The following is a 20,075-nucleotide window of genomic DNA, read 5'->3' on the forward strand; positions in this document are numbered from 1 at the left end:
GCGCCGATGACCTCCCAGTGGCTCTTCACCGGCCTCGTCCTGCTCGTCGGGGTCGAGCGTCTCGCCGAGCTCGTCGTGTCGAAACGCCATGCGGCGTGGGCGTTCTCGCGTGGCGGCGTCGAGCGGGGGCAGTCGCACTACCCCGTCATGGTCGTGCTCCACACGGGGCTGCTCGTCGGCGCCGTCGCGGAGGTGTGGCTCGCCGACCGCCCGTTCGTCCCGGCCCTCGCCTGGGTCATGCTCGCGCTCGTCGTGGCCAGCCAGGCCCTGCGCTGGTGGTGCATCACGACCCTCGGCAACCAGTGGAACACCCGGGTCATCGTCGTGCCCGGCCTCCCGCTCGTCCGCCGCGGCCCCTACGGCGTCATCCCGCACCCGAACTACGTCGCCGTCGTCGTCGAGGGCTTCGCCCTGCCGCTCGTGCACACCGCCTGGGTGACGGCGCTCGTCTTCACCGTCGCGAATGCAGCGCTGCTCACCGTCCGCATCCGCGTCGAGAACGCCGCCCTCCGCGAGATCGCCTCTCCCGCAGACGCCCCCAGCGGGGCCGCCACGTGAGTGTCGACGTCATCGTCATCGGCGGCGGACCGGTCGGTCTCGCCACGGCGTTGTATGCCGTCCGCTCCGGTCTGTCTCCCGTCGTCCTCGAGCCGCGGGCCGGCTCCATCGACAAGGCCTGCGGCGAGGGTCTGATGCCCGGCGGTCTCCAGGCGCTCGCCGGCCTGGGGGTCGACCCGGACGGACACGACCTCCGCGGCATCCGCTACGTCGCCCGGGGCCGGGTCGCCGAGGCGGACTTCACGGCCGGTCCCGGCCGCGGCATCCGGCGCACCACCCTGCACGCCGCCCTGAGCGAGGCCGTCGCCGCCGCCGGCGTCGAGGTGCTCCCGTTCGGCGCCACCGAGGTGACGCAGGACGACACCGCCGTGACGGTGCGCACCGACGACTCGGGGGGTGAGGGGCCGACACTCACCGCGCCGTGGGTCATCGCCGCCGACGGGCTGCACTCGCCGACCCGCCGCTCCCTCGGGCTCGACCGCGACCACACCACCTTCCGCCGCCTCCCCAGCGGGAGCGGAGGCGTCGCTCGGACCGCCGACACGCGCCCGCTCCGCCGCTACGGGCTGCGCCAGCACTACGGCATACGCCCGTGGGGAGACCACGTCGAGGTGCACTGGGGCGCGCACGGGGAGGCGTACGTGACGCCCGTCGCCGACGACCTCGTCGGGGTGGCCGTGCTCAGCAAGCAGCGAAACCCCCTGTCCGAGAGCCTCGCCGAGTTCCCGGAGCTGCGCGCGCGCCTCGACGGGGCGCCGGTCGTGACGTCGGTGCGCGGGGCGGGGCCGCTGCGCCAGCGCACGACGCACCGCGTCGAGGGGCGCGTCCTGCTCGCCGGAGACGCGAGCGGCTACGTCGACGCCCTGACGGGAGAAGGCATCTCGCTCGGCCTCGCCCACGCGCGGGCGGCGGTCGCAGCGGTCGTCGCCGACGACCCGCAGTCCTACGAGCGGTCGTGGCGTGCGGCCACCCGGCGCTACACCCTGCTCACCCACGCGCTCGTCCAGGTCACGCGACCGGCCTGGACCCGGCGGCTGCTCGTCCCCGCCGCCGCGACGCTGCCCCCGGTCTTCCGCGGCGCGGTCAACGAGCTCGCGAGGCCCGGCCGGTGACTGTCGTGACGCCGGACGCCGACGAGGAGCTCGTCGTCCTCGTCTCCCCGGACGGTGAGGCGATCGGCACGGCGCCCAAGGCGACGGTCCACCACGCCGACACCCCGCTCCACCTCGCCTTCTCCGTCTACCTCCTCGACGACGCCGGCTCGCTCCTCGTGACGCAGCGCGCTCTCGCCAAGGCGACCTTCCCGGGCGTCTGGACCAACTCTGCGTGCGGTCACCCGGCGCCCGGTGAGCCGGTCGAGGACGCCGTCGGCCGGCGTGCGCGCGACGAGCTCGGCCTCGACGTGCACGACCTCCGACTCGTGCTGCCCCGCTTCTCCTACCGCGCCGAGATGGACGGAGTCGTCGAGTGGGAGCTGTGCCCGGTCCTCGTCGGCCGGGTCAGCGGGGTCGCACCTCAGCCAGGCCCCGACCCCGGCGAGGTGGAGGCGGCCGAGTGGGTGCCGTGGCGCGAGTTCGCCGCCGACGTCCTGTCCGGCGGGCGCGAGGTGTCGACGTGGTGCCGGGAGCAGGTGGCCGAGCTGGCCGCTCTCGGCGCCGATCCGGCGGACTGGCCCACCGCCGACGCCGCCGACCTCCCACCCGCCTTGTCCTCCCACACGACGCGACCCCCACTCGACTGAGCGCCCCGTCCCACTCGAGTGAGCGCTCCGCCCCAGGGACGGCGCAGGCGCCTCCGGCTGGGTACGTGGACCTCGTGACCTCCACCTCCATCGCGAGACCCGCTCCGCCCCGCGTGCCCACCCCTCCCGAGCGCGCTGCCGGCGTCGTGCTCGCTGCGGGACTCGGGCTCGTCGCATGGGCCTCCGGACGCAAGCCGCTCCATGCCGTCGGGAGGACCTGGGGCGCCGAGCTGCGCATCGACGCGCCGGCCGCGCACCTAGGGGTCCCGCTGCTCGTCGACCGTGGTGTGCACCCGTGCACGGTCCGCGTCTCGCGCGCCATGAGCACCAGGCCCGGTTGCTGGGACGTCGGTGGCCTCGCCGTGCGTCTGCCGGCGGCCGGCACGTCCGGTGGGGCCGCCGACCTCCTCCTCGCCACGACGGGGACGGGCCGGGTCAGCCGCTACGTCCTGCGCCCGGTCCGGTGGGCCGCGAGCCGGTCGCTGACGACGCTGCTGCCGACGAGGGCCGGGGAGCACTCGCTCGCCCTGCTCGCGAGACCCAGAGGTGACGAGGTCGTGCCGCGGGAGTACGAGCTGGCAGCATCGCTCGACGGTGGCCCCTGGCGCGCGGTGGGGCTCCTGCAGCTGCTCCTCGAGCAGGCTGACGCCGCCATGCGGTTCGACCCGATCGTCAACGAGCTCGCCGGCACCTCCCCGCCGGCCTGGGTCGTCGCCGTGCGCGAGCCCGCCTATCGGTGGGCGCGACGGCTGGGTCGTCGGCACGCCTGACCCTGCCCCCGTGGTGCCCCCGTGGTGCCCCCGTGGGGCGGGGCGCTCACTCGAGTGGGGCGGGGCGCTCACTCGAGTGAGAGTTGGGTCAGTTGACGAGGAGCTGGTCGGCGAGGGCTTCGAGGGCAGCGGCCTCGCACCCGGCGGCGAATGCCTCGTGGGTGGCCTGCCGGGCGGCGACGAGCGCGTCGGGCTTGAGGGCGGCGATGACGGCAGCGACGGCACGGGCCTCGACGCACTCGTCGTGCAGCCGGAGCTGGTCGAGGTTGCACGTGTCGGGGTGCGTGCCGAGGTGGGCCTCGCACGCGGAGTCGAGGTCGCGCTCCAGGTCCCAGAGCGCCACGAGGTCCTCGACCTCTGGGTAGTGCTCGAGACCCCCGCGGGCGACCTCGAGCGCGTTGCGGTCGTGCACCCCGGCGACCGCGCACGCGAGGCGAGCGACGCGGAAGGCGAACCGTCGGGCGTCTCCGCGCTCGGCGCCCGCGATGCGCGCGGCGAGGCCGGGAGCCACCGCCTCGACCGGGTGCAGCTTCACGGGTACTCCTCGACGGTCACGGGCAGGGCTGCAGCAACAGCCCACGGGGCCATACCCGCTCCGGCACCTGCCCACCCGGTGTGCGGACGTCTGCCCGGGAGATCCCGTGCCGGACCGCCACCAACACGCGCAAACGGCCCCGGCGGCACCCAGTGCCCGGGGTCGTCCGCATCGGGGCGGTTTGAGGTCACTCGCCCTGCAGGGCCCGGACCTCCACCGGACCATGACACGCGGCCGAGCCCTCCTGGGCCAGGGCCAGCGCGGTGTCGAGGTCGGCGGCCTCGACGATCCAGAAGCCACCGAGCCACTCGCGGGCCTCGCTGAACGGCCCGTCGGTGACCGACCCCGCCCCGGCCGACGCGTCGACGACGTTGGCCTGGCTCACGTCGGTGAGCCCGCCGGCGTGGACCCACGCCCCGGTCTCCTGGAGCTTCCGGTTGAAGGCGTCGACGGAGGCGTACATGTGCTGGATCTCGTCCTCGGAGGGCATGGCGTCGCCCTCGCGGTGGTGGACGGAGAGAAGGAACTGCGTCATGGGAGGTGCTCCTGGGGTCGATGGTGTGGCTGGTCCCGGCTCGCTGCCGGCTCACCCCCACGTCGATCGGCGCCGCGCGGCCTCGACACGGCTCGACGAGGACGTCTCCGGGAGGGAGGGAGACGCTCAGTCGACGGGCAGCCGTTCGCGGAGGAACTCGCTCGTCGTCGCCCACGCGAGGGCCGAGGACGCCGGGTCGTGCCACGGCATGTCGTCGTTGTCGAACGCGTGGTCGGCGCCGGCATACGTCTCGAAGACGGTGGCGGGCTGCTCGGTCAGGGACGCCTCGATCCGGCGCACCGTCTCGGTGTCGATGAACGAGTCGGCGAGGCCGAAGTGGTGCAGGCTCGGCGCGGTCACGGTCACGACGTCGTGCAGTCCCGGCAGGGCCGAGCCGTAGTAGCTGACGAGCGCGTCGAGCGGAACCGAGCCGTCGGACTCGAGGTGGCCGGCGACGTTGAAGCCGAGCCCGCCGCCGAAGCAGAAGCCGACCGCGCCGACACCGGCCGTGATCTCGTCACGGTCGCGCAGCCACTCGACGGTGGCGGCGGCGTCGGAGACGGCCGCCGGCCAGTCGAGGCGCTGAACGAGACCCATGCCCTGCTGCAGCGCGTCCTCGCCCTCGACGGGCGAGGTGACGCCGAGGCGCCAGAAGATCTCGGGTGCCACGACGACGTAGCCCTGCTCGGCGAGCTGGGCGGCCCGGCGCTGGATGTAGTCGCTGACGCCGAAGATCTCCTGCAGCACGACGATGCCCGGGCCCTGCCCGGTCGGCGGGAGCCAGAGGTGCGCGGGCATCTCGCCGGCGTCGGTCGTGATGGTCACGTGTTCGGTCATGCCGTCAGTATGTCGACCGTCCGTCCCCACGGTCAGCGTCGGGGTCGCAGCTCCAGCAGGCGGGCGTCGTACATCCGCACCCGCTCGGCGAGGACGTCGTGCTCGCGCTCGTGGCTGCGCAGCACCGCGACGAGGGCCACGATGGCGGCGACGAGGAGTCCGCCGAGGGCGACGAGCGCCAGGGCGCCGGACCGCGTGTCGGCACGACCGGTCGCGAGCACCACGAGGGCGGCGGTGAAGAGCAGGGCGACGACGCCACCGAGGCCACCGATCCGGCGCGACGCGGACCGGTCCGTCGCCTCGAGTGCCTGCTGGGCGACGGCACGCTCCTCACGGGCGACGCTGCGGCACAGGTAGGTCGCGGCCGGGAAGCGGTGCGTGTCGCGGCGGCGACCGCGCACCTGCAGCCGGTGGTCCGTCGGGACGTCGACGAGGTGGGGTCGGGGTGCGCCGAGGGCCGGCGGGGGGTTCGTGGTCAGTGCGGTCATCGGTGGGCTCCTTCACTCGGCCGCTGGGTGCACCCCATCACCATCAGGGTGCACCCAGCGGCGGCTGCGTGATTGCGGTTCGGTCAGTCGTCCGTGCCGGCGTGCAACCGGGCCCCGAGGGCGTAGGCGGCGACGACGAGGGCCGAGGCGGCCAGGACGATGTCCTTGAGGACGTACTGGCCCATGAGCGTCGGGCCGTGCGGGAAGAGCTCGGCCGTGAAGAGGGCGAGCGGCGACATGATCCCGATGAGGGCTCCGCCGAGGACGACGATGCCGACGCGCAGGAACTTGCCGGTGACGAGCGTCAGCCCGATGACGGTCTCGGTCACGGCGGTGAGCAGCACCGCGGTGTGGCCGGAGACGAGGCCGAACGTCAGCCGGTCGATCGTCGCCGAGGCGATGGCCTCGGCCGGGCTGAGCCCCGGGACGAACTTGATGACGCCGAAGCCGAGGAAGACCAGCCCGAGGCTGATCCGCAGGGCCTGGAGGCTGTAGGCCACGAGGAACGCCTGGAGGCGGTCCACGGCCGTGGTGGCTGCGCCGGTGACGGTCCCTCGGAGGGATCCGAGGCGGCCGGACGATATGGATCGGTGGGCCCCGGGCTCTCCGGGACGGTCGAGGACGAACTGCGACATGGTGGTTGCTCCTTGTGGTCGAACTGTCGAGACCTCAGAAGGAGCAGGACCGCCGGAAGATACGCCGGACAGCAGGGTTGAGTCGATCTACCTAGACCAAACCCGGGCTGACGCGGGCAAAACGGGCGCTGAGCGGTTGCCTTCAATTCGATTGACGCAGAAGCGCATTGGTGAGATGCCGCGCGGTCACCAGTTGACGAGCAGCCGCTCCTGCTTGTCGCGGAAGGTCCCCACGAGGATGAGGATGAGGTCGATGAGCGCCCAGATGCCGAGCCCACCGAAGGTGACGAGCTGGAGGATGCCGGTGCCGACCTTGCCGACGTAGAAGCGGTGCACGCCGAGGACGCCGACGAAGAAGCAGAGCAGCGCCGCCGCGAGCCGCGACCGGTCGCTGACGGGCAGGCCCTCAGCGTCGAGCGCCACGGGCGCGAAGGCCGCCGCGAGGGACGGTGCGGCCTGGACGGGCTGAGCCGGGGCGGGCGGCAGCAGCGGGCCGAGCTGGTCGGTCCACGAGTCGCCGTCCCAGTAGCGCGACTGGGGCTTGCCCTCCGGGTCGGGATACCAGCCGGCCGGGATCTCGCGCGGTGGCGGGGGGATCGGCTGGTCGGGTTGCTGCGTCATGGTGGCCTCCGAGGGTGGGTGGACGTCGGGCGGACCCGGCCTCACTCCCAGCATGGTGGACACCGCTTCCCCGTGGCAGCCCCGACGACACCGGACCGCCCTGCACTTTTCTCCACCCCAGGTCGGTCACCAACGTCATGGTCCGTCGCGCCCGCCGACCCCTACCGTGGTCGCGTGACCACGATCCGTGCCCGCGTCGAGCGGCGCCTCGCACCCCGCCACACGGCATACGTCGTGCTCGGCGGGGTCGTCGGTGCCCTGGCGGCTCCGGTGGTGTGGACGCTCGCGGGCCTCGCGACGGGACTGCTCGTCGTCGTCGTCGGCGTCGCGTTCGTCGCGCTCCTCCTGCTCGTGTCGGAGGGGCTGAGCCGCTGGCACCGCGCGCGGGCCGCGGCGCTGCTCGGTGTCGTCGTCCACGCGCCGGCCGACCCCGTCGAACCGGGATGGCGCGGCTGGCTGGCCCGGCTGGGGCGTGCGTCGACGTGGCGGCAGCTGGCGTACCACGCGTTCGTCGGTCCCACGCTGCTCGCGGCCTCGGCCGCGGTCGTCGCGTCCTGCTGGGGCGGCGGCCTCGTCCTCGTGACGTCGCCGCTCTGGGCCCGGATCAGCCCGGAGGTGCTCGCTCTCTCCGGTGGCCTCCTCCAGGGGGTCGGCCGCATCTGGGTCTCGACCGCCGTCGGCTTCGGTCTCCTCGTCCTCGCCCCGCACGCGGCCCGCCGGCTCGGCGCGCTCGACCTCGCGATCCTCCGGCCGATGCTCGGCGAGACGCGGGGCGAGCAGCTCTCGCCGCGGGTCACCGCGCTCGAGCAGACGCGTGCCGGGGTCATCGACGCCGCCGACGCCGAGCGCCGCCGGATCGAGCGCGACCTCCACGACGGCGCCCAGCAGCGCCTCACCTCGCTCGCCCTCAACCTCGGGATGGCCCGTTCGGCGCTGGCGCCCGACGCGCCGCCCGAGACACGACGGGCCATCGAGGAGGCGCACGACGAGGCGAAGCAGGCGCTGGCCGAGCTGCGCGGCTTCGTCCGCGGCCTGCACCCCGCGGTGCTCGACGAGCGAGGGCTCGACGCGGCCCTGTCGGGGATCGTCGCCCGCGCGCCGGTGCCGACGAGCCTGCACGTGCTCCTGGCCCAGCGTCCGCCGCGCACCCTCGAGGCCGTCGCCTACTTCGTCGTGTCGGAGGCCCTGACCAACGTGGCGAAGCACTCCGGTGCCACGCGGGCCACGGTCCGGGTCACGTCGGACGCCCACCGTCTCGTCGTCGAGGTCGGCGACGACGGCCAGGGTGGCGCCGCCACCGGCGCGGGCTCCGGGCTCACGGGGCTGTCCCACCGGGTCGCGTCAGTCGACGGCATCCTCACCGTCACAAGTCCGGTCGGCGGTCCCACCGTGCTCAGGGCGGAGATGCCATGCGGGTCGTGATCGCCGAGGACTCGATCCTGCTGCGGGATGGGCTGATCCGGCTGCTCGCCGCCAACGGCATCGAGGTCGTCGAGGCCGTCGGTGACGCCGAGGCGGCCCTCGCCGCCGTCGAGCGGCACCGACCCGACCTCGCCCTGCTCGACGTGCGGATGCCGCCGAGCCACACCGACGAGGGGCTGCGCGCAGCGCTCGTCATCCGAGCGGAGTGGCCGGAGGTCGCGCTGCTCATCCTCAGTCAGTACGTCGAGGAGCGGTATGCCGCCGACCTCCTCGCCAGCACCACCTCCGCCGTCGGCTACCTCCTCAAGGACCGCGTCGCCGACGTCGACGAGTTCGTCGACTCGCTGCGCCGCGTCGCGGACGGCGGCACCGCGCTCGACCCCGAGGTCGTCGCCCAGCTGCTGCTACGACGCGACAAGAGTCCCCTGCAGCGACTCACCGACCGGGAGCGCGAGACGCTCTCGCTCATGGCCGAGGGCCGCTCCAACACCGGCATCGCCCGCGCCCTGCAGGTGAGCGAGAGCGCGATCGCCAAGCACGTCAACGCCATCTTCACCAAGCTCGACATGCCGACGACGGCGGGCGACCACCGCCGCGTCCTGGCCGTGCTCCAGTACCTCTCGGAATAGGGGATCCACCATGTCCATGCACGAACCGACGAACCCGCCGCCGAACCGGCCGACGAGCCAGCCGACGTCCGTCCCCGACGACCGTGTGCACGGCGACTCGCTGCGCGGCGCCGAGCCCTACGGCGACTCCTGGCTGCGCCCGACCCTGACGACCGAACCGTCCGTCGGTCCGCCCGCCGGGTCGCACGGCAGCGGTGACGCACCCGCCACCCCGACGGCACGCCCCTGGTGGCTCCTCGCCGGGCTCGGGGCGACCCTCGTCCTCGCGAGCGCCGCCGGTGCCACGACGTGGGGCGCGGCCACCGGCGGTCTCTGGCGCAGCGCAGACCAGCACCAGACCTACGAGCGGCCCGCCGGCGCCCTGACGATCAAGGGTGGGGCGGGCGACGTCGAGGTCCAGGGCGGCGGCAGGGTGGGCACGGTGCAGGTCAGCCGGCACGTGTCGTGGGGTCCGGGATCGAGCGAGCCGACGCCGCGAGAGGAGTGGACCGGGTCGACGCTCACGGTCGACGCGGAGTGCCACGGCTTCGTCGCCTGGTGCTCGGTGGACTACGTCGTCATCGTCCCTGACGCTGCCGACGTCACGGTCGACACCGGGTCCGGCGACATCACGCTGACCGGTTCCCTCGGCGACGTCACGCTCAAGGCGGGCTCCGGGGACATCGCGACGGCAAACCTGAGTGCCGACCAGGTCACGGCCGAGGCGGGCAGCGGCGACATCGACGTCGAGCTCGCGACCGCGGTCTCGCCGGTGTCGGTCAGGACAGGCTCGGGCGAGGTCTCGGTGCGCCTGCCGCAGCACACCGTCTATGCGGTGGACACCGAGACGGGGTCCGGCGACGCGGAGGTGAGCGTCCCGACCAACCCGGACAGCACGTCCACCCTGCGGATCCGGACCGGGTCCGGCGACATCGCCGTCGACTACCGCTGACCCCCCGGAGGGCACCCGCACACGACGAAGCCGTATGCCGCCGAGGGGGTTCGGCGGCATACGGCTCCTGGGAGGTGCCGGCTCAGGTGGGGTTGCCGGCGGGGGTGTCCTCGTCGAAGGCGCTGTGCTTGTCGTCGGGCACGGCAGAGGCGGCGGGGGTGGGAGGGGCCGCCTTGTCGTGGTGCTCGACGAGCTTGTCGATGCCCTTGTCGACCGAGGCGCGGACCTTGGTCACGGTGTCGGCGTGCTTGCCGCTGGTCTTCTCGTCGATCTTGGCCTCGGCCTTGTCGAGGGCCCCGTCGACCTTTCCCCGGTTGTCGTGCGCGTAGCTCGCGGCAACCGACATCGCGGCCTTGGCCATCTCGACGACTGCGTCGCCGAAGTCCTTGGCCTTCTCCTGCAGGTGGACCTCGTCCGCCTTGTTCTTCAGCTGCTCACCGAATGACACGGTGTCTCCTCATCTCGCACTGGTCCGACCCTCGTCGGCTCACTGCATCCACAGTCATACCCGGCGCCCGTTTCCCGCAACCGGGGTCGACCCCGAAATCGACCCCGATCGACCCTGACTGCCGGCGCGGCGAGGGCCATGTCCGAAGAGTCCGAAAAGTCCGCACGCTCCACGATGGGTGCGCGTCGAAGACCGCGTCCGCCTAGCCTTCCTGCGGCTACTCGTCGTCGTCGCCCTGCTGCGCAGACTTTCTCCGTTCGAGCAGCCAATGGATCTCGTGAGTCTCAGGGTTCCGCCATTCGCGAAGGCGGTACTCGAAACCCGGCAGCAGCACGACGGGGATAGGCCCGGGCGAGGCCGGGGCCACCGCCCCGACGACGATCTTCGCGTCGGTGGGGATGAATGGTGACTGCGCGGGAATGGGTGCGGTCACGATCTCCACCGGGTCTCCGTACGGGCGCGCCATGCAGCAAACAGTAGCACCAGGGCCACAAAGGCAGTCTTTAGGAGCCGGTTAGTGGCCGTATAGGTTGCTGATAGACTCTGCTTATCGGGTAGGGCATCGAAGCCGCCGGCTTGGGCACCCCGATACGGAACCTACGGAGAACACGTGCGCAAGAAGATGGGCATCGTCCTAGCGGTGGCGGGCGCCACCCTCGCGGTCGCCACCACGACAGCGGCACCGGTACAGGCGGCCACGCCCGCCATCCAGATCTCCCGGGTGTACTACAACTCGCCCGGTAGTGACACTCGCTCGAACACGAGCCTCAATGCCGAGAACGTCCGGCTCACCAACACGCGCAGCGTCAGCATCAACCTGAAGTACTGGACGCTCCGGGACAACACGGGCTACACCTACAAGTTCGCCAGCGACTTCAAGCTGGCGCCTGGCGCCAGCGTGTACATCCACACTGGCAAGGGCACCAACACGAGCGCCCACCGATACTGGGGCCGCGCGTCTTATGTCTGGAACAACACCGGTGACAAGGCCACCGTGCGGAACTCGGCCGGCACAGCGATCGACACGTGCTCCTGGGGCGGCACCGGCAGCGTCACCTACTGCTGAAACCCGGGTTCGGCAGGTGCTCCCTCCCCCACTGAGGCGAACGGGGTCAGCGCCTGTTCTCGAGGGCGAGCCCAGTGCCGGTATCTGTGTGGGTGTCTCGTCGGTCACGTCGGCGCATCTGTGACGTGGGGAACTGCGTCCCCCGCGCCACCGGCAGAGACTGGAGGGGCAGGCGGAGAGCCTGCCCCACCACTGAACTGGAGTGATCACCATGAAGCGACTCGACGGACGCGTGGCACTGGTGACGGGCGCGGCGAGCGGCATCGGCAAGGCCACGGCGCGGCGGCTCGCCGACGAGGGCGCAGCGGTCCTGCTGACCGACGTCAACGAGGCGCTCGGGGCCACGACGACCGAGGAGCTCACGGCGTCCGGTGCCCGGGTCGAGTTCCTCCGGCACGACGTCACGAGCGAGGCCGACTGGGAGGCCGCCGTCGCCCGGGCGGTCGAGGCGTTCGGGTCGCTCGACATCCTCGTCAACAACGCCGGGCTGGGTGACCTCGCCCCCATCGAGGAGACGAGCCTCGCCGACTGGGAGCGCACCATCGCCATCGACCAGACCGGGGTCTTCCTCGGCATGAAGACCGCCGCCGCGCACCTCAAGGCCTCGGGCCACGGAGCGGTCGTCAACATCAGCTCGATCTTCGGCACGAGCGGCGGCTTCGGCACCTCTCCCGCCTACCACGCGGCCAAGGGCGCTGTCCGGACGCTGACGAAGAACGTCGCCCTGCACTGGGCCACGGAGGGCGTGCGGGTCAACTCGATCCACCCCGGCTTCATCGACACCCCGATCCTCGACGGCGCGCGGGGCACCCCGTTCGAGCAGGCGATGATCGACCTGACCCCGATGGGTCGACTCGGTCGGCCCGACGAGATCGCGGCCGGCGTGGCCTACCTCGTCAGCGACGACGCGGCCTTCGTCACCGGCCTCGAGCTCTACATCGACGGGGGCTACATCGCCCGTTAGCGCCCGCGGGCGGTCGACCACGCCCAGTCGAGGACCGACCGGTGGCGGGACCACGTCGGGTCACCGGCCGACGGCGCCTGGGGGTCGCCGTCGACCGCGGCCCCGTCGGGGGCCCCGTCTCCGGCCCGCGTCGTCGCGAGCGACCGGGTCACCGCGTCGGAGACGCCGAGCCGTCCACCGGGCGGCTCGCCGAACACGTCGGCGGCGTCGCGCTCACCGACCATGTCGTGCCCGAGGCTCGGGATGAGCGACTCCACCGTCCCGTTCGGCACGTCGACGAGGGCGCCGGCCACGCGGGCGACCGCCTCGACGGGCGCGAGCCACACGGGGACCTGCACGCGCAGCAGTCGGGCGCGGGCGGCATACGTCCGCAGGAGCGAGACGTAGCTGAGCCGGTCTGGGCCGACGACGTCGAGGTGTCCCGTCACGTCGGGCCGCTCGAGCGCCTCGGCGAGGAACCACACGGCGTCCGCGACCGCCACGGGCTGGATGACCGAGCTGCCCATCCATGCCGGCACGGTCTGCACGACCCCGAGCCGGGTCGACATCTGGCGCATCACCTCGAAGCTCGTCGACCCGGCCCCGACGACCATCGACGCGCGCAGGGTCAGCACGGGACAGTCGGCCGTCGCGAGGATCTCCTCGACCTCGAGCCGCGAGAGCAGGTGGTCCGAGAGCTCGTCGTCKGGCAGGTCGGGCACGATGCCGGAGAAGTAGACGAGGCGGCTCGCGCCGACGACGCCAGCGGCATACGCGACGTTGTCGGCTGCCTGGCGGTCGCGCTGCATGAAGTCGTCCGCGTCGAGGCCGTGCACGAGGTAGCACACGGCGTCGACGCCCTCGAGCGCCTCGAGGACGCGGTCCTCGTCGTGCACGTCGACCCGCCGCCACTCGACGTCGCCAGACCAGGGGTATGCCGTCGCCGGACTCCGGTGGTGGGTGGCCACGACGTCGTGGCCGCGGCGGAGCAGCTCGGGGACGAGCCGGGACCCGACGTAGCCGCTCGCGCCGACGACGGCGACCCTCATCGCCGCTTGCGCTCGCGGCGGTCGCGCCGGAAGGAGCCGAACAGGTCGGTCGCCGAGCGGACGAGGTCGAGCGGGCTGTCGTCGTCCGCGTCGGCGTCGGGGACCGGCCCCGACACCGACATGCACGTGAGAAAGCGCTCGATGAGCGGGTCGGAGGCGCGCTGGACGAGGCCGGTGCCGAAGTCCATCGGGAAGCCGAGGAAGACGAGGTCGGTCACGAGGTGCGCGCGGGTGCGGGTGTCGTCGCCCAACACCTGGTGCAGCGTCAGTGTGATGTCGATGGTCGCCTTGCCGAGGCCGTGACGCTCCTGGCCGGTGGCCGTGAGGCGGGCTCGTCCGGCCTTCTCGTCGCGCTCGACCATCGAGCCGGTGCCGTCGAAGTACATCGAGAGCGGCCCGAGCTTGGCCGTGATCTCGCCGACGAAGTCGTCGCCGTCGACCTCGGTGACCTCGGCACCCGGGAAGCAGCGGCCGATCCGGCGCAGGTCCATGAAGTTCGTCCAGACCACGGTCCGCGGTGCGTCGAGCTCCTGCTCGTGCCCGAGTCTCATCGCGTGTCCTTCCGTCAGGCGCGCCGCCCGGTGGCTGGCCGGCGGCGCTTCGTCAACGGTGGCATACCCGAACGGCCGCCGACAGGGGCGCCCGTGTCCAGGGTGAGCACCTCGGTCCAGCGCGTGGCCTCAGTCGGTCGAGCCGGGCGGCAGCAGCTCCCAGTGCAGGCCGTCGCCCCAGCCGCCGTCCGCCACGCGGTCGACCGCGTGCTCGCGACCGAACTCCACGAAGCCGACGGACCGCAGCACGCCGTTGCTCGCCTCGTTGTCGGCGGCCGTCTCGGCGACGAGGCGCCGCACGCCGAGTCCGCCCTCGCTCGTCGGGGCCAGCGCGTGGTCGACGGCGAGCCGGGCCGCCTCCTTGGCGGCGCCACGGCCGCGGGCGCTCGGGAAGAACTGGTAGCCGAGCTCGGCCGTGTCGGTGATGGCCCCGCCGCGGCTGAAGACGGTGACGCTGCCCAGGGCGCGGTCGGTGCCGAGGTCGGCGACGCACCAGTCGACCGCCGTGCCCTCGGACATCCGCTCCTGCCGGGTGCGCAGCCACGCCGGGAAGGTCTCGGGTCGCAGGATCGACCGCGACGGCATCCAGTGCCCGGGGTCGTCGCGCGGCTCGATCGCGTCGACGTCCTCGGCCCGCCACGACCGCAGCCGGACACGCTCGCCGTCGATCGGCACCGCGGCGAACCACGGCGCCTGCGGCTCGAGCGGAACGCCAGGGGTGATGCTGGCGGTCCACGTGTCGAGCGCCTCCGTGCCCCCCTCGGGGTCGGGGTGGCTGCCCGGAATCGTGCCGTGGAAGGTGAAGCCCGTGGACCACGCGGTCCGCCGCGAGCCCCAGTTGCCGACGACGGCGCGCCAGTGGACACGGGTCACCGGTGCGCCCCAGACGGGCGTCGCGAAGGCGTGCGCGACGACGAGCCGGACGGCGCGTGACATGAGGCCGTGGCCGCGGGCGTCCGGGTGCAGCCCGAAGCCGAGCTCGCCGGCCGACGGCGCCGCGCCGGGGCGCAGGTCGATGGTCCCGGCGTAGCGGGGGGTGCCCGTCGCGTCCGTCCACTCGATGGCCCAGGACCGCGTGCCCCGGGGCTCGCCCCAGGCACTGAGGTTGTGCTCGACCCAGCCGAGTGCGTCCTCGCGCGCGTAGGGCCTCGGGACGGTCGTCCACCGCAGGCTCTCGGGGTCGCTGCTCTGCTCGACGATCGCGTCGGCGTCGTCGACCGAGTGGGCGCGCAGGGTCACGACGCCGTCGGTCAGCAGGGTCACGGGCGGGGTCACGGGCGAGGTCACGGGGGAGGTCACGGACGAGGTCTCGGGCGAGGTCGCGGCGGGCGGCTGGGAGGCGTCGGTCACGGCGTCAGCCTGCCAGCCGGCATACGCCCTCGTCACCCGCGATTCGAGCGCGCAAGAAAGAAGGACCGGGAGCCAGCGTGCTGGCTCCCGGTCCTTTGGCCCGCTTCCCCTCCACAGGCTGCGTACCGAGACTTACCGTACCCAATGGGCCGCCCGGACGAACACGCGTTGCGAGGAGCCCGTGACAACGCACCTCGGGGGAGGATGCGGGGGAGCCGACCGGCTCGCGACGCGAGAAAGGGTTGCCGTGGAGACAGGGGCCGAGCGGGGCGGGCGACGCCCGGCGCTCATGCGACGACAGGCCGGTGGTGGGGCGGGAGTCTCCCCCTGGCCTCGACTCCCGCCCCGGCCCACCGGTGCCAGACGTCACGATACGAAGGTCGAGGGCCGTGACGGGTCCTCGTTGCGCACGTGGGCGCCACGCGCAACAGGGCGCCACGTCTGGGCGTCGCCGTGTTGAACGAACAGGTGCAGTGGGTGCTGCGCAACGCCCGACTGCAGGCCGCCGACCCCGCCCTGCGCAGCGCTGCGGGTTTCGCCCAGGGGGCGGGTCGGGCCGAGCCGGTGCACCGGGCCCAGGTCGGGCGCTGGGAGAACGGCCGCGTCGAGGTGACCCGGTCGCTCGTGCGCCGCTACGAGACGGTGCTCGGCCTGCGCGACGGCCAGCTCCTCGCCGCCGTCGACCTCTTCTCGCGCTCGCACCAGCCCGTACGCCCGGCCGCCACGCTCCCTCCGCCGACCCCGCCCGACGTCGACGCCACCCTGGTCCTGCTCGAGCGGGCGCTCGCCGACGAGCGGATGAGCGGCGGCGACTGGGACCGGCTCTCGGACCACCTGGGTCGGATGCCGCACGCGATGGTGCGAGCCGGCGACTGGGAGGGGCTGATCCGGCGCCTCCTCCAGGAGGTCAGCCTCGGGCTCGACCTCGACTACGTGCAGCGGGCCGAGGCCATCGCGCGCCTGGCCGGGCACCCCCGCAGCGCCGGCGTCGTCGCCTCGCTGGCGGCGGAGGTCGTGGGCCGTCCCGACGCGCAGTTCTACGTCGACACCCTGAGCCTGCTGCGCTTCATGGAAGCCCCGCGGGGCTACGCCGTCCTCGTCGGCCAGCTGCGCGAGCCCACCAACTCCAGCTCGCTGCGCGCCTGTCTCAGCGTGCTGACGACGCTCGTGCGCGGCACCGGTCTCGACCCCGAGACCCGGCTCGAGGCGGTCCGGCTCGCGGTCGACCACCTGCGCGACCCCTCGCACCCCTATCTCGTGCACCGCGGCGCCGCCAACCTCGTGCGCACGCTGGGTCCCGACGGCCACCGCGTCGCGACGGGGCTCACGGCCGAGGACCGTCGGGCCGCCGCCTCGATCATCCGCAACGGTCGAGCCATCACCGCCCAGGCGATCCGTGAGGCGCACCTGCGCATCCGGGGCGAGCTCGAGGCAGCCGAGGGGCATGCGACCGCCCACGAGCCGATCCTCGGCGACCTGCTGCAGACGGCGCTCGGCGAGACGAACGAGGAGGACCGCTCCTACGCCCTCGGCATCCTCATGCTGTCGCCGCAGAGCCGGATCATCGGCCGGGTCCACGCCGCGGCCTTCGCCGACGCCCTCGGGCGCCACGACACCGTGGCGGCGCACGAGAGCATGACCGTGCTGACGTGGATGGCCCAGGCCGAGGACCTCGACCTCTTCGAGCGCGTCGCGCTGTCGCCGTCCTCGGCGCCCGACGTCGCCAAGGAGGCGGGCTACGTCGTCGGCAACACGATGGAGCCGCGGGGTCGGCGTCGCGACGAGCGCGAGGAGACCGTCGCCCGTCGGATCGCCGAGATCGTCGCCACCGGCCGGGACGAGCCCGAGGTCCAGCTGCTCCGCGGCCTCGTCTACGCCCTCGGCATGCGAGGGCGGCAGGACCTCGTCTCGGCCCTCGTGCACGCCCTGCCCGAGCCGGGGCCCGACCCGCTGGCGATGGCCGAGCAGGCTCGCGCCACCCTCGTCTGGTGGCTCGACGTTCCTGAGCACCTGAGACCGCTCCGCTGAGGCCGACCGTCGCTCGCTAGGTTGGGGGCGTGGAGACCGACGAGGTGCTGAGCCTGCTCAAGGACGTGGCCGAGGAGGTCATCAACCCGCGGTTCCGGGCGCTCGCCGCCGGCGAGATCCACGAGAAGCGACCCGGCGACCTCGTCACCGACGCCGACCGCGAGGCCGAGGTGCTCATCACGGCAGCCCTCGTCGGCGCCTACCCCGACGCCGTCGTGCTCGGGGAGGAGACGTTCGCGGGCGACCCCGCGCTCATGGAGCGGTATGCCGCCGCGGACCACGCGTTCACCGTCGACCCCGTCGACGGCACGAAGAACTTCGTCCACGGCTCCAAGGACCATGCCGTCATGGTCGCCGAGACGGTCGCCGGCGAGGCCGTCCGGGCGTGGATCTGGCAGCCGCAGCACGAGCTCGGCTTCGTCGCCGAGCGCGGGGCCGGCACGTGGCGCCACGACGACGAGGGGTCGCGTCGCCTGACGGTCCCCGAGCGGCCGGAGGGCGCCCTGCGCGGCCGCACCTCCCGCCGAGCGTGGATCGGCCAGTCGCTCGGCGGCCTCGAGCCGATGACCCTGACGTGGGTGTCGTGCGGCATCGACTACCCCAAGCTCGTCGAGGGCGCGGCCGACTACATCGTCTACGCCAAGGCCGCGCCGTGGGACCACGTGCCCGGCTCGCTCCTGCTCTCCGAGGCCGGCGGCCTGCTCGGCACGACCGCGGGCGTCGCGTACTCACCCCGCGACATCGCGCCCCCGGGGCTCGTTGCCGCCGGCAGCCCCACCGCATACGACCGCGTATGCCGTGCGCTCGCCGCGAGCGCCCACCTGTCCTGATCCGCCGGTGACGTCGCACACCCGCCCGTCCGGTCCGTCCGGTCCGTCCGGCCCGTCCGGGCCGTCCGGCTCGCCCGGCTCGACGGCGCACGCGGTGCTGGCCGGTGTCGTCTGCGGGCTCGTCGGCTTCACGAGCTCGTTCGCCGTCGTGCTGACGGGGCTGCGGGCCGTCGGCGCCGACCCGGAGCAGGCGGCCTCGGGCCTGCTCGTGCTCTGCGTGACGATGGGGCTCGGCTGCGTGCTCTTCTCGTGGCGCCTGCGGATGCCGGTCACCATGGCCTGGTCGACGCCGGGTGCGGCGCTGCTCGCCGCGGCGACGGTGCCGGCCGGTGGATTCGCCTCTGCCGTGGGCGCTTTCGTCGTCTGTGGACTGTTGCTCGCACTGTGCGGTCTCGTGCGACCGCTCGAGCGGCTCGTCGAGGCGATCCCCAAACCGCTCGCGAGCGCCATGCTCGCGGGGGTGCTGCTGACGCTCTGCGTCGCCCCGTTCCGGGCGGTCGTCGCGTCGCCGGCCGCGATCGCGCCGGTCATGGTGACGTGGCTCGTCCTCGTCGCGGTCGCGCGGCGGTGGGCGGTCATCGGCGCGCTCGGGGCGGCCCTCGTCGTCATGGCGGCGCAGGGGGTCTTCGGGCGGCTCGATCTCGGGGCGGCGGCGCCGTCCGTCGTCCTCGTCCTACCTACCTGGGACGCGACGACCCTTCTCGCCGTGGCGATCCCGCTCTTCATCGTCACGATGACGAGCCAGAACATCCCCGGCATGGCCGTGCTCGCGTCCTTCGGCTACCGGCCCGGCATCCGCGGTCCGCTGCTCTACACCGGTGGTGCGAGCGCGCTCGGCGCCGTCGGCGGCGCGCACGCGATCAACCTCGCCGCGATCTCCGCGGCGCTCGCCGCCGGTCCCGAGGCCCACCCGGACCGCAGCCGGCGCTGGGTCGCGGGTGTCGCGTGCGGCGTCACCTACCTCGCCTTCGGCCCGCTCGCCGGGATCGTCACGGCGGCAGCGCGTTCGGCGCCCGCCGGCCTCATCGAGACCATCGCCGGCCTCGCCCTGCTCGGCACCTTCGCGAGTGCTGCGGCGGCCGCGCTGACCGACGCCTCGACCCGCGAGGCCGGCGCTGTCACCCTCGTCGTGGCCGCGTCGGGCATCACGATCGCCGGAGTGGGCGCCGCCTTCTGGGGGCTGGTCGCCGGCGTGCTCGTCCTCGTCGCCCTCCGCCTCGCGCGGACCGGTCCCCGTCAGCGCCGGCACCCCACCACCCCGTGACGGACCACATTTCGCGCGCTCGTCCTCCGAGCGCGCGATGTGACCTTCGGGCGCGCGAGAGTTCACGCGCCCGAAGCCCGTTTCGCGCGCTCAACGCATGAGCGCGCGAAACCGGGAGCCTTGGTGGGGCAGATGCTCGGTTGCGGGGGTCAGCCCTCGACGGCCTCGGGCGAGGCCTTCGTGGACCGTGCCGTCCTCGCGGGGTCGGTCGTGGCCGCCTTCTTTGCGTCGCGGGCGGCCTTCTTCGCCGTGGCAGACGCCTTGGTGGTCTTCTTGGCCGCGACGTAGCGCTCGGGATCCTTGTCCTTCGGGGTGATCCCCTCGGCCCAGCGGACCGCCTCGTAGCGCAGGAACTGGACCGCGATCTCGTGGCGCAGCTCGAGGCTCGCGCGCTGGCGGAAGTCGGCGAGGTCCTGGCGCTCCTCCTCGCCCATGTGGTCGCTGTTGTGGACGTTGGCGTCGACGACCGCCGTCCACCACGCGTCGGACCCGGTGCGGCAGCGCCCGACCTTGCGCACGGACTTGCGGATGTCGTTGTGGTCCTTGACGGCGTCCTCGACCTCCTCGTCGACGGACTCGGCGTCGGCGCCGCCCGTGCCGATGCGCAGCAGCTCCGGGTAGAAGTAGAGCTCCTCGGCCTCGGCGTGCGTCTCGAGGAGGATCTCGAGCCGCTTCCAGACGGCGGCGAGGCCCTCGTGGTCGTCGCGCGGCCACTCCTCGAGCATGGCGAACATCCGTCGCTGCTCGTCGTGCTGGCGGAGGATGACGTCGGTGATGTCCACGGAAGGCCTCTCTGTCGTCCGGCGGGTTCCGGAACCACTGTGCCGCATCCATACCCGATGCC

The 20,075-nt window shown here is 73.1% G+C and carries 24 protein-coding genes; 12 read left to right on the forward strand and 12 right to left on the reverse strand.

Features of this window, described 5'->3' with window-relative positions:
- Positions 1–6: 6 nt before the first annotated feature.
- From AB4Y83_RS01565 to AB4Y83_RS01580, 4 genes are all read left to right on the forward strand, one after another.
- A complete protein-coding gene (locus AB4Y83_RS01565) occupies positions 7–558 on the forward strand; it encodes an isoprenylcysteine carboxyl methyltransferase family protein (RefSeq protein ID WP_442276677.1) in 552 nt (183 codons plus the stop codon).
- Entirely contained in the window at positions 555–1,670 is a 1,116-nt protein-coding gene (locus AB4Y83_RS01570; protein WP_442295834.1) for an NAD(P)/FAD-dependent oxidoreductase, read from the forward strand. The genes AB4Y83_RS01565 and AB4Y83_RS01570 overlap by 4 nt, the downstream gene beginning before the upstream one ends.
- Positions 1,667–2,299, forward strand: coding sequence for an isopentenyl-diphosphate Delta-isomerase (gene idi / locus AB4Y83_RS01575; protein ID WP_442295835.1), 633 nt, complete (start codon positions 1,667–1,669; stop codon positions 2,297–2,299). Before AB4Y83_RS01570 ends, idi begins: the two co-directional genes overlap by 4 nt.
- A gap of 74 nt (positions 2,300–2,373) precedes the next feature.
- Entirely contained in the window at positions 2,374–3,069 is a 696-nt protein-coding gene (locus AB4Y83_RS01580; RefSeq protein WP_442295836.1) for a phosphodiesterase, read from the forward strand.
- 88 nt (positions 3,070–3,157) lie between these two features.
- On the opposite strand, the gene AB4Y83_RS01585 is transcribed toward AB4Y83_RS01580, so the two are convergent.
- The 6 genes from AB4Y83_RS01585 to AB4Y83_RS01610 all read right to left on the reverse strand — a co-directional run bounded on the left by AB4Y83_RS01585 (position 3,158) and on the right by AB4Y83_RS01610 (position 6,720).
- A complete protein-coding gene (locus tag AB4Y83_RS01585) occupies positions 3,158–3,604 on the reverse strand; it encodes a hypothetical protein (RefSeq protein ID WP_056779155.1) in 447 nt (148 codons plus the stop codon).
- Positions 3,605–3,791: 187 nt separating this feature from the next.
- A complete protein-coding gene (locus AB4Y83_RS01590; RefSeq protein WP_442295837.1) occupies positions 3,792–4,139 on the reverse strand; it encodes a YciI family protein in 348 nt (115 codons plus the stop codon).
- Positions 4,140–4,265: 126 nt separating this feature from the next.
- Positions 4,266–4,976 carry a dienelactone hydrolase family protein gene (locus AB4Y83_RS01595; RefSeq protein WP_442295838.1) on the reverse strand — a complete coding sequence of 237 codons (711 nt, stop codon included), beginning with the start codon at positions 4,974–4,976 and terminating at the stop codon, positions 4,266–4,268.
- A gap of 32 nt (positions 4,977–5,008) precedes the next feature.
- Positions 5,009–5,464: a hypothetical protein gene (locus AB4Y83_RS01600; protein ID WP_442295839.1), complete on the reverse strand. Its 456-nt coding sequence runs from the start codon at positions 5,462–5,464 to the stop codon at positions 5,009–5,011.
- 83 nt (positions 5,465–5,547) lie between these two features.
- Positions 5,548–6,099 carry a DoxX family membrane protein gene (locus AB4Y83_RS01605; RefSeq protein ID WP_442276684.1) on the reverse strand — a complete coding sequence of 184 codons (552 nt, stop codon included), beginning with the start codon at positions 6,097–6,099 and terminating at the stop codon, positions 5,548–5,550.
- 186 nt (positions 6,100–6,285) lie between these two features.
- Positions 6,286–6,720 (reverse strand): NINE protein, encoded by a 435-nt coding sequence (locus tag AB4Y83_RS01610; protein ID WP_442295840.1) that lies wholly within the window; start codon positions 6,718–6,720, stop codon positions 6,286–6,288.
- Positions 6,721–6,894: 174 nt separating this feature from the next.
- On the opposite strand from AB4Y83_RS01610, the gene AB4Y83_RS01615 reads away from it, so the two are divergent.
- Genes AB4Y83_RS01615 through AB4Y83_RS01625 form a run of 3 tightly spaced genes read left to right on the forward strand, consistent with a single transcriptional unit; the run spans position 6,895 to position 9,702 of the window.
- Positions 6,895–8,142: a sensor histidine kinase gene (locus tag AB4Y83_RS01615; RefSeq protein WP_442295841.1), complete on the forward strand. Its 1,248-nt coding sequence runs from the start codon at positions 6,895–6,897 to the stop codon at positions 8,140–8,142.
- A complete protein-coding gene (locus tag AB4Y83_RS01620; protein ID WP_442295842.1) occupies positions 8,130–8,771 on the forward strand; it encodes a response regulator transcription factor in 642 nt (213 codons plus the stop codon). The genes AB4Y83_RS01615 and AB4Y83_RS01620 overlap by 13 nt, the downstream gene beginning before the upstream one ends.
- A gap of 10 nt (positions 8,772–8,781) precedes the next feature.
- Complete coding sequence (locus tag AB4Y83_RS01625; RefSeq protein ID WP_442295843.1) at positions 8,782–9,702, forward strand: DUF4097 family beta strand repeat-containing protein; 921 nt, start codon at positions 8,782–8,784, stop codon at positions 9,700–9,702.
- Between the two features lie 82 nt (positions 9,703–9,784).
- On the opposite strand, the gene AB4Y83_RS01630 is transcribed toward AB4Y83_RS01625, so the two are convergent.
- Together AB4Y83_RS01630 and AB4Y83_RS01635 are read right to left on the reverse strand one after the other, a co-directional pair.
- Entirely contained in the window at positions 9,785–10,150 is a 366-nt protein-coding gene (locus AB4Y83_RS01630) for an Rv0909 family putative TA system antitoxin (RefSeq protein WP_442276688.1), read from the reverse strand.
- 217 nt (positions 10,151–10,367) lie between these two features.
- On the reverse strand, positions 10,368–10,592 hold the full coding sequence (locus AB4Y83_RS01635; protein WP_442295844.1) for a hypothetical protein: 225 nt from the start codon (positions 10,590–10,592) through the stop codon (positions 10,368–10,370).
- Positions 10,593–10,760: 168 nt separating this feature from the next.
- Between AB4Y83_RS01635 and AB4Y83_RS01640 the strand changes: the two genes are divergently transcribed.
- Entirely contained in the window at positions 10,761–11,216 is a 456-nt protein-coding gene (locus tag AB4Y83_RS01640) for a lamin tail domain-containing protein (RefSeq protein WP_442295845.1), read from the forward strand.
- Positions 11,217–11,427: 211 nt separating this feature from the next.
- Complete coding sequence (locus tag AB4Y83_RS01645) at positions 11,428–12,180, forward strand: SDR family NAD(P)-dependent oxidoreductase (protein ID WP_442295846.1); 753 nt, start codon at positions 11,428–11,430, stop codon at positions 12,178–12,180.
- Here AB4Y83_RS01645 and AB4Y83_RS01650 read toward each other — a convergent pair.
- From AB4Y83_RS01650 to AB4Y83_RS01660, 3 genes are all read right to left on the reverse strand, one after another.
- Positions 12,177–13,208, reverse strand: coding sequence for an NAD-dependent epimerase/dehydratase family protein (locus AB4Y83_RS01650; RefSeq protein ID WP_442295847.1), 1,032 nt, complete (start codon positions 13,206–13,208; stop codon positions 12,177–12,179). The genes AB4Y83_RS01645 and AB4Y83_RS01650 overlap by 4 nt on opposite strands.
- Complete coding sequence (locus tag AB4Y83_RS01655; protein ID WP_442276691.1) at positions 13,205–13,759, reverse strand: SRPBCC domain-containing protein; 555 nt, start codon at positions 13,757–13,759, stop codon at positions 13,205–13,207. The genes AB4Y83_RS01650 and AB4Y83_RS01655 overlap by 4 nt, the downstream gene beginning before the upstream one ends.
- Before the next feature lie 129 nt (positions 13,760–13,888).
- Positions 13,889–15,109 carry a GNAT family N-acetyltransferase gene (locus tag AB4Y83_RS01660; protein ID WP_442295848.1) on the reverse strand — a complete coding sequence of 407 codons (1,221 nt, stop codon included), beginning with the start codon at positions 15,107–15,109 and terminating at the stop codon, positions 13,889–13,891.
- A gap of 453 nt (positions 15,110–15,562) precedes the next feature.
- Here AB4Y83_RS01660 and AB4Y83_RS01665 point away from each other — a divergent pair, with 453 nt between their 5' ends.
- The 3 genes from AB4Y83_RS01665 to AB4Y83_RS01675 are packed head-to-tail and all read left to right on the forward strand — an operon-like array spanning position 15,563 to position 19,231.
- Complete coding sequence (locus AB4Y83_RS01665) at positions 15,563–17,137, forward strand: hypothetical protein (RefSeq protein WP_442295849.1); 1,575 nt, start codon at positions 15,563–15,565, stop codon at positions 17,135–17,137.
- A 29-nt stretch (positions 17,138–17,166) separates the two neighbouring features.
- On the forward strand, positions 17,167–17,967 hold the full coding sequence (locus AB4Y83_RS01670) for an inositol monophosphatase family protein (RefSeq protein WP_442295850.1): 801 nt from the start codon (positions 17,167–17,169) through the stop codon (positions 17,965–17,967).
- Between the two features lie 7 nt (positions 17,968–17,974).
- Complete coding sequence (locus AB4Y83_RS01675; protein WP_442295851.1) at positions 17,975–19,231, forward strand: benzoate/H(+) symporter BenE family transporter; 1,257 nt, start codon at positions 17,975–17,977, stop codon at positions 19,229–19,231.
- 149 nt (positions 19,232–19,380) lie between these two features.
- Here AB4Y83_RS01675 and AB4Y83_RS01680 read toward each other — a convergent pair whose 3' ends face one another.
- Positions 19,381–20,013 carry a hemerythrin domain-containing protein gene (locus tag AB4Y83_RS01680; RefSeq protein ID WP_442276696.1) on the reverse strand — a complete coding sequence of 211 codons (633 nt, stop codon included), beginning with the start codon at positions 20,011–20,013 and terminating at the stop codon, positions 19,381–19,383.
- Between the last annotated feature and the right edge of the window lie 62 nt (positions 20,014–20,075).

Source organism: Terrabacter sp. RAF57 (genome assembly GCF_052113925.1).
In the GTDB taxonomy this organism is placed as follows: Bacteria; Actinomycetota; Actinomycetes; order Actinomycetales; family Dermatophilaceae; genus Terrabacter.

What these genes read in the sequence shown, in the direction of transcription:
- AB4Y83_RS01645 (WP_442295846.1), top strand. Translation starts at nt 11,428, where the DNA reads ATGAAGCGACTCGACGGACGCGTGGCACTGGTGACGGGCGCGGCGAGC.
- AB4Y83_RS01605 (WP_442276684.1), bottom strand. Translation starts at nt 6,099, where the DNA reads ATGTCGCAGTTCGTCCTCGACCGTCCCGGAGAGCCCGGGGCCCACCGA.
- AB4Y83_RS01610 (WP_442295840.1), bottom strand. Translation starts at nt 6,720, where the DNA reads ATGACGCAGCAACCCGACCAGCCGATCCCCCCGCCACCGCGCGAGATC.
- AB4Y83_RS01565 (WP_442276677.1), top strand. Translation starts at nt 7, where the DNA reads ATGACCTCCCAGTGGCTCTTCACCGGCCTCGTCCTGCTCGTCGGGGTC.
- AB4Y83_RS01655 (WP_442276691.1), bottom strand. Translation starts at nt 13,759, where the DNA reads ATGAGACTCGGGCACGAGCAGGAGCTCGACGCACCGCGGACCGTGGTC.
- AB4Y83_RS01620 (WP_442295842.1), top strand. Translation starts at nt 8,130, where the DNA reads ATGCGGGTCGTGATCGCCGAGGACTCGATCCTGCTGCGGGATGGGCTG.
- AB4Y83_RS01625 (WP_442295843.1), top strand. Translation starts at nt 8,782, where the DNA reads ATGTCCATGCACGAACCGACGAACCCGCCGCCGAACCGGCCGACGAGC.
- AB4Y83_RS01590 (WP_442295837.1), bottom strand. Translation starts at nt 4,139, where the DNA reads ATGACGCAGTTCCTTCTCTCCGTCCACCACCGCGAGGGCGACGCCATG.
- AB4Y83_RS01595 (WP_442295838.1), bottom strand. Translation starts at nt 4,976, where the DNA reads ATGACCGAACACGTGACCATCACGACCGACGCCGGCGAGATGCCCGCG.
- AB4Y83_RS01600 (WP_442295839.1), bottom strand. Translation starts at nt 5,464, where the DNA reads ATGACCGCACTGACCACGAACCCCCCGCCGGCCCTCGGCGCACCCCGA.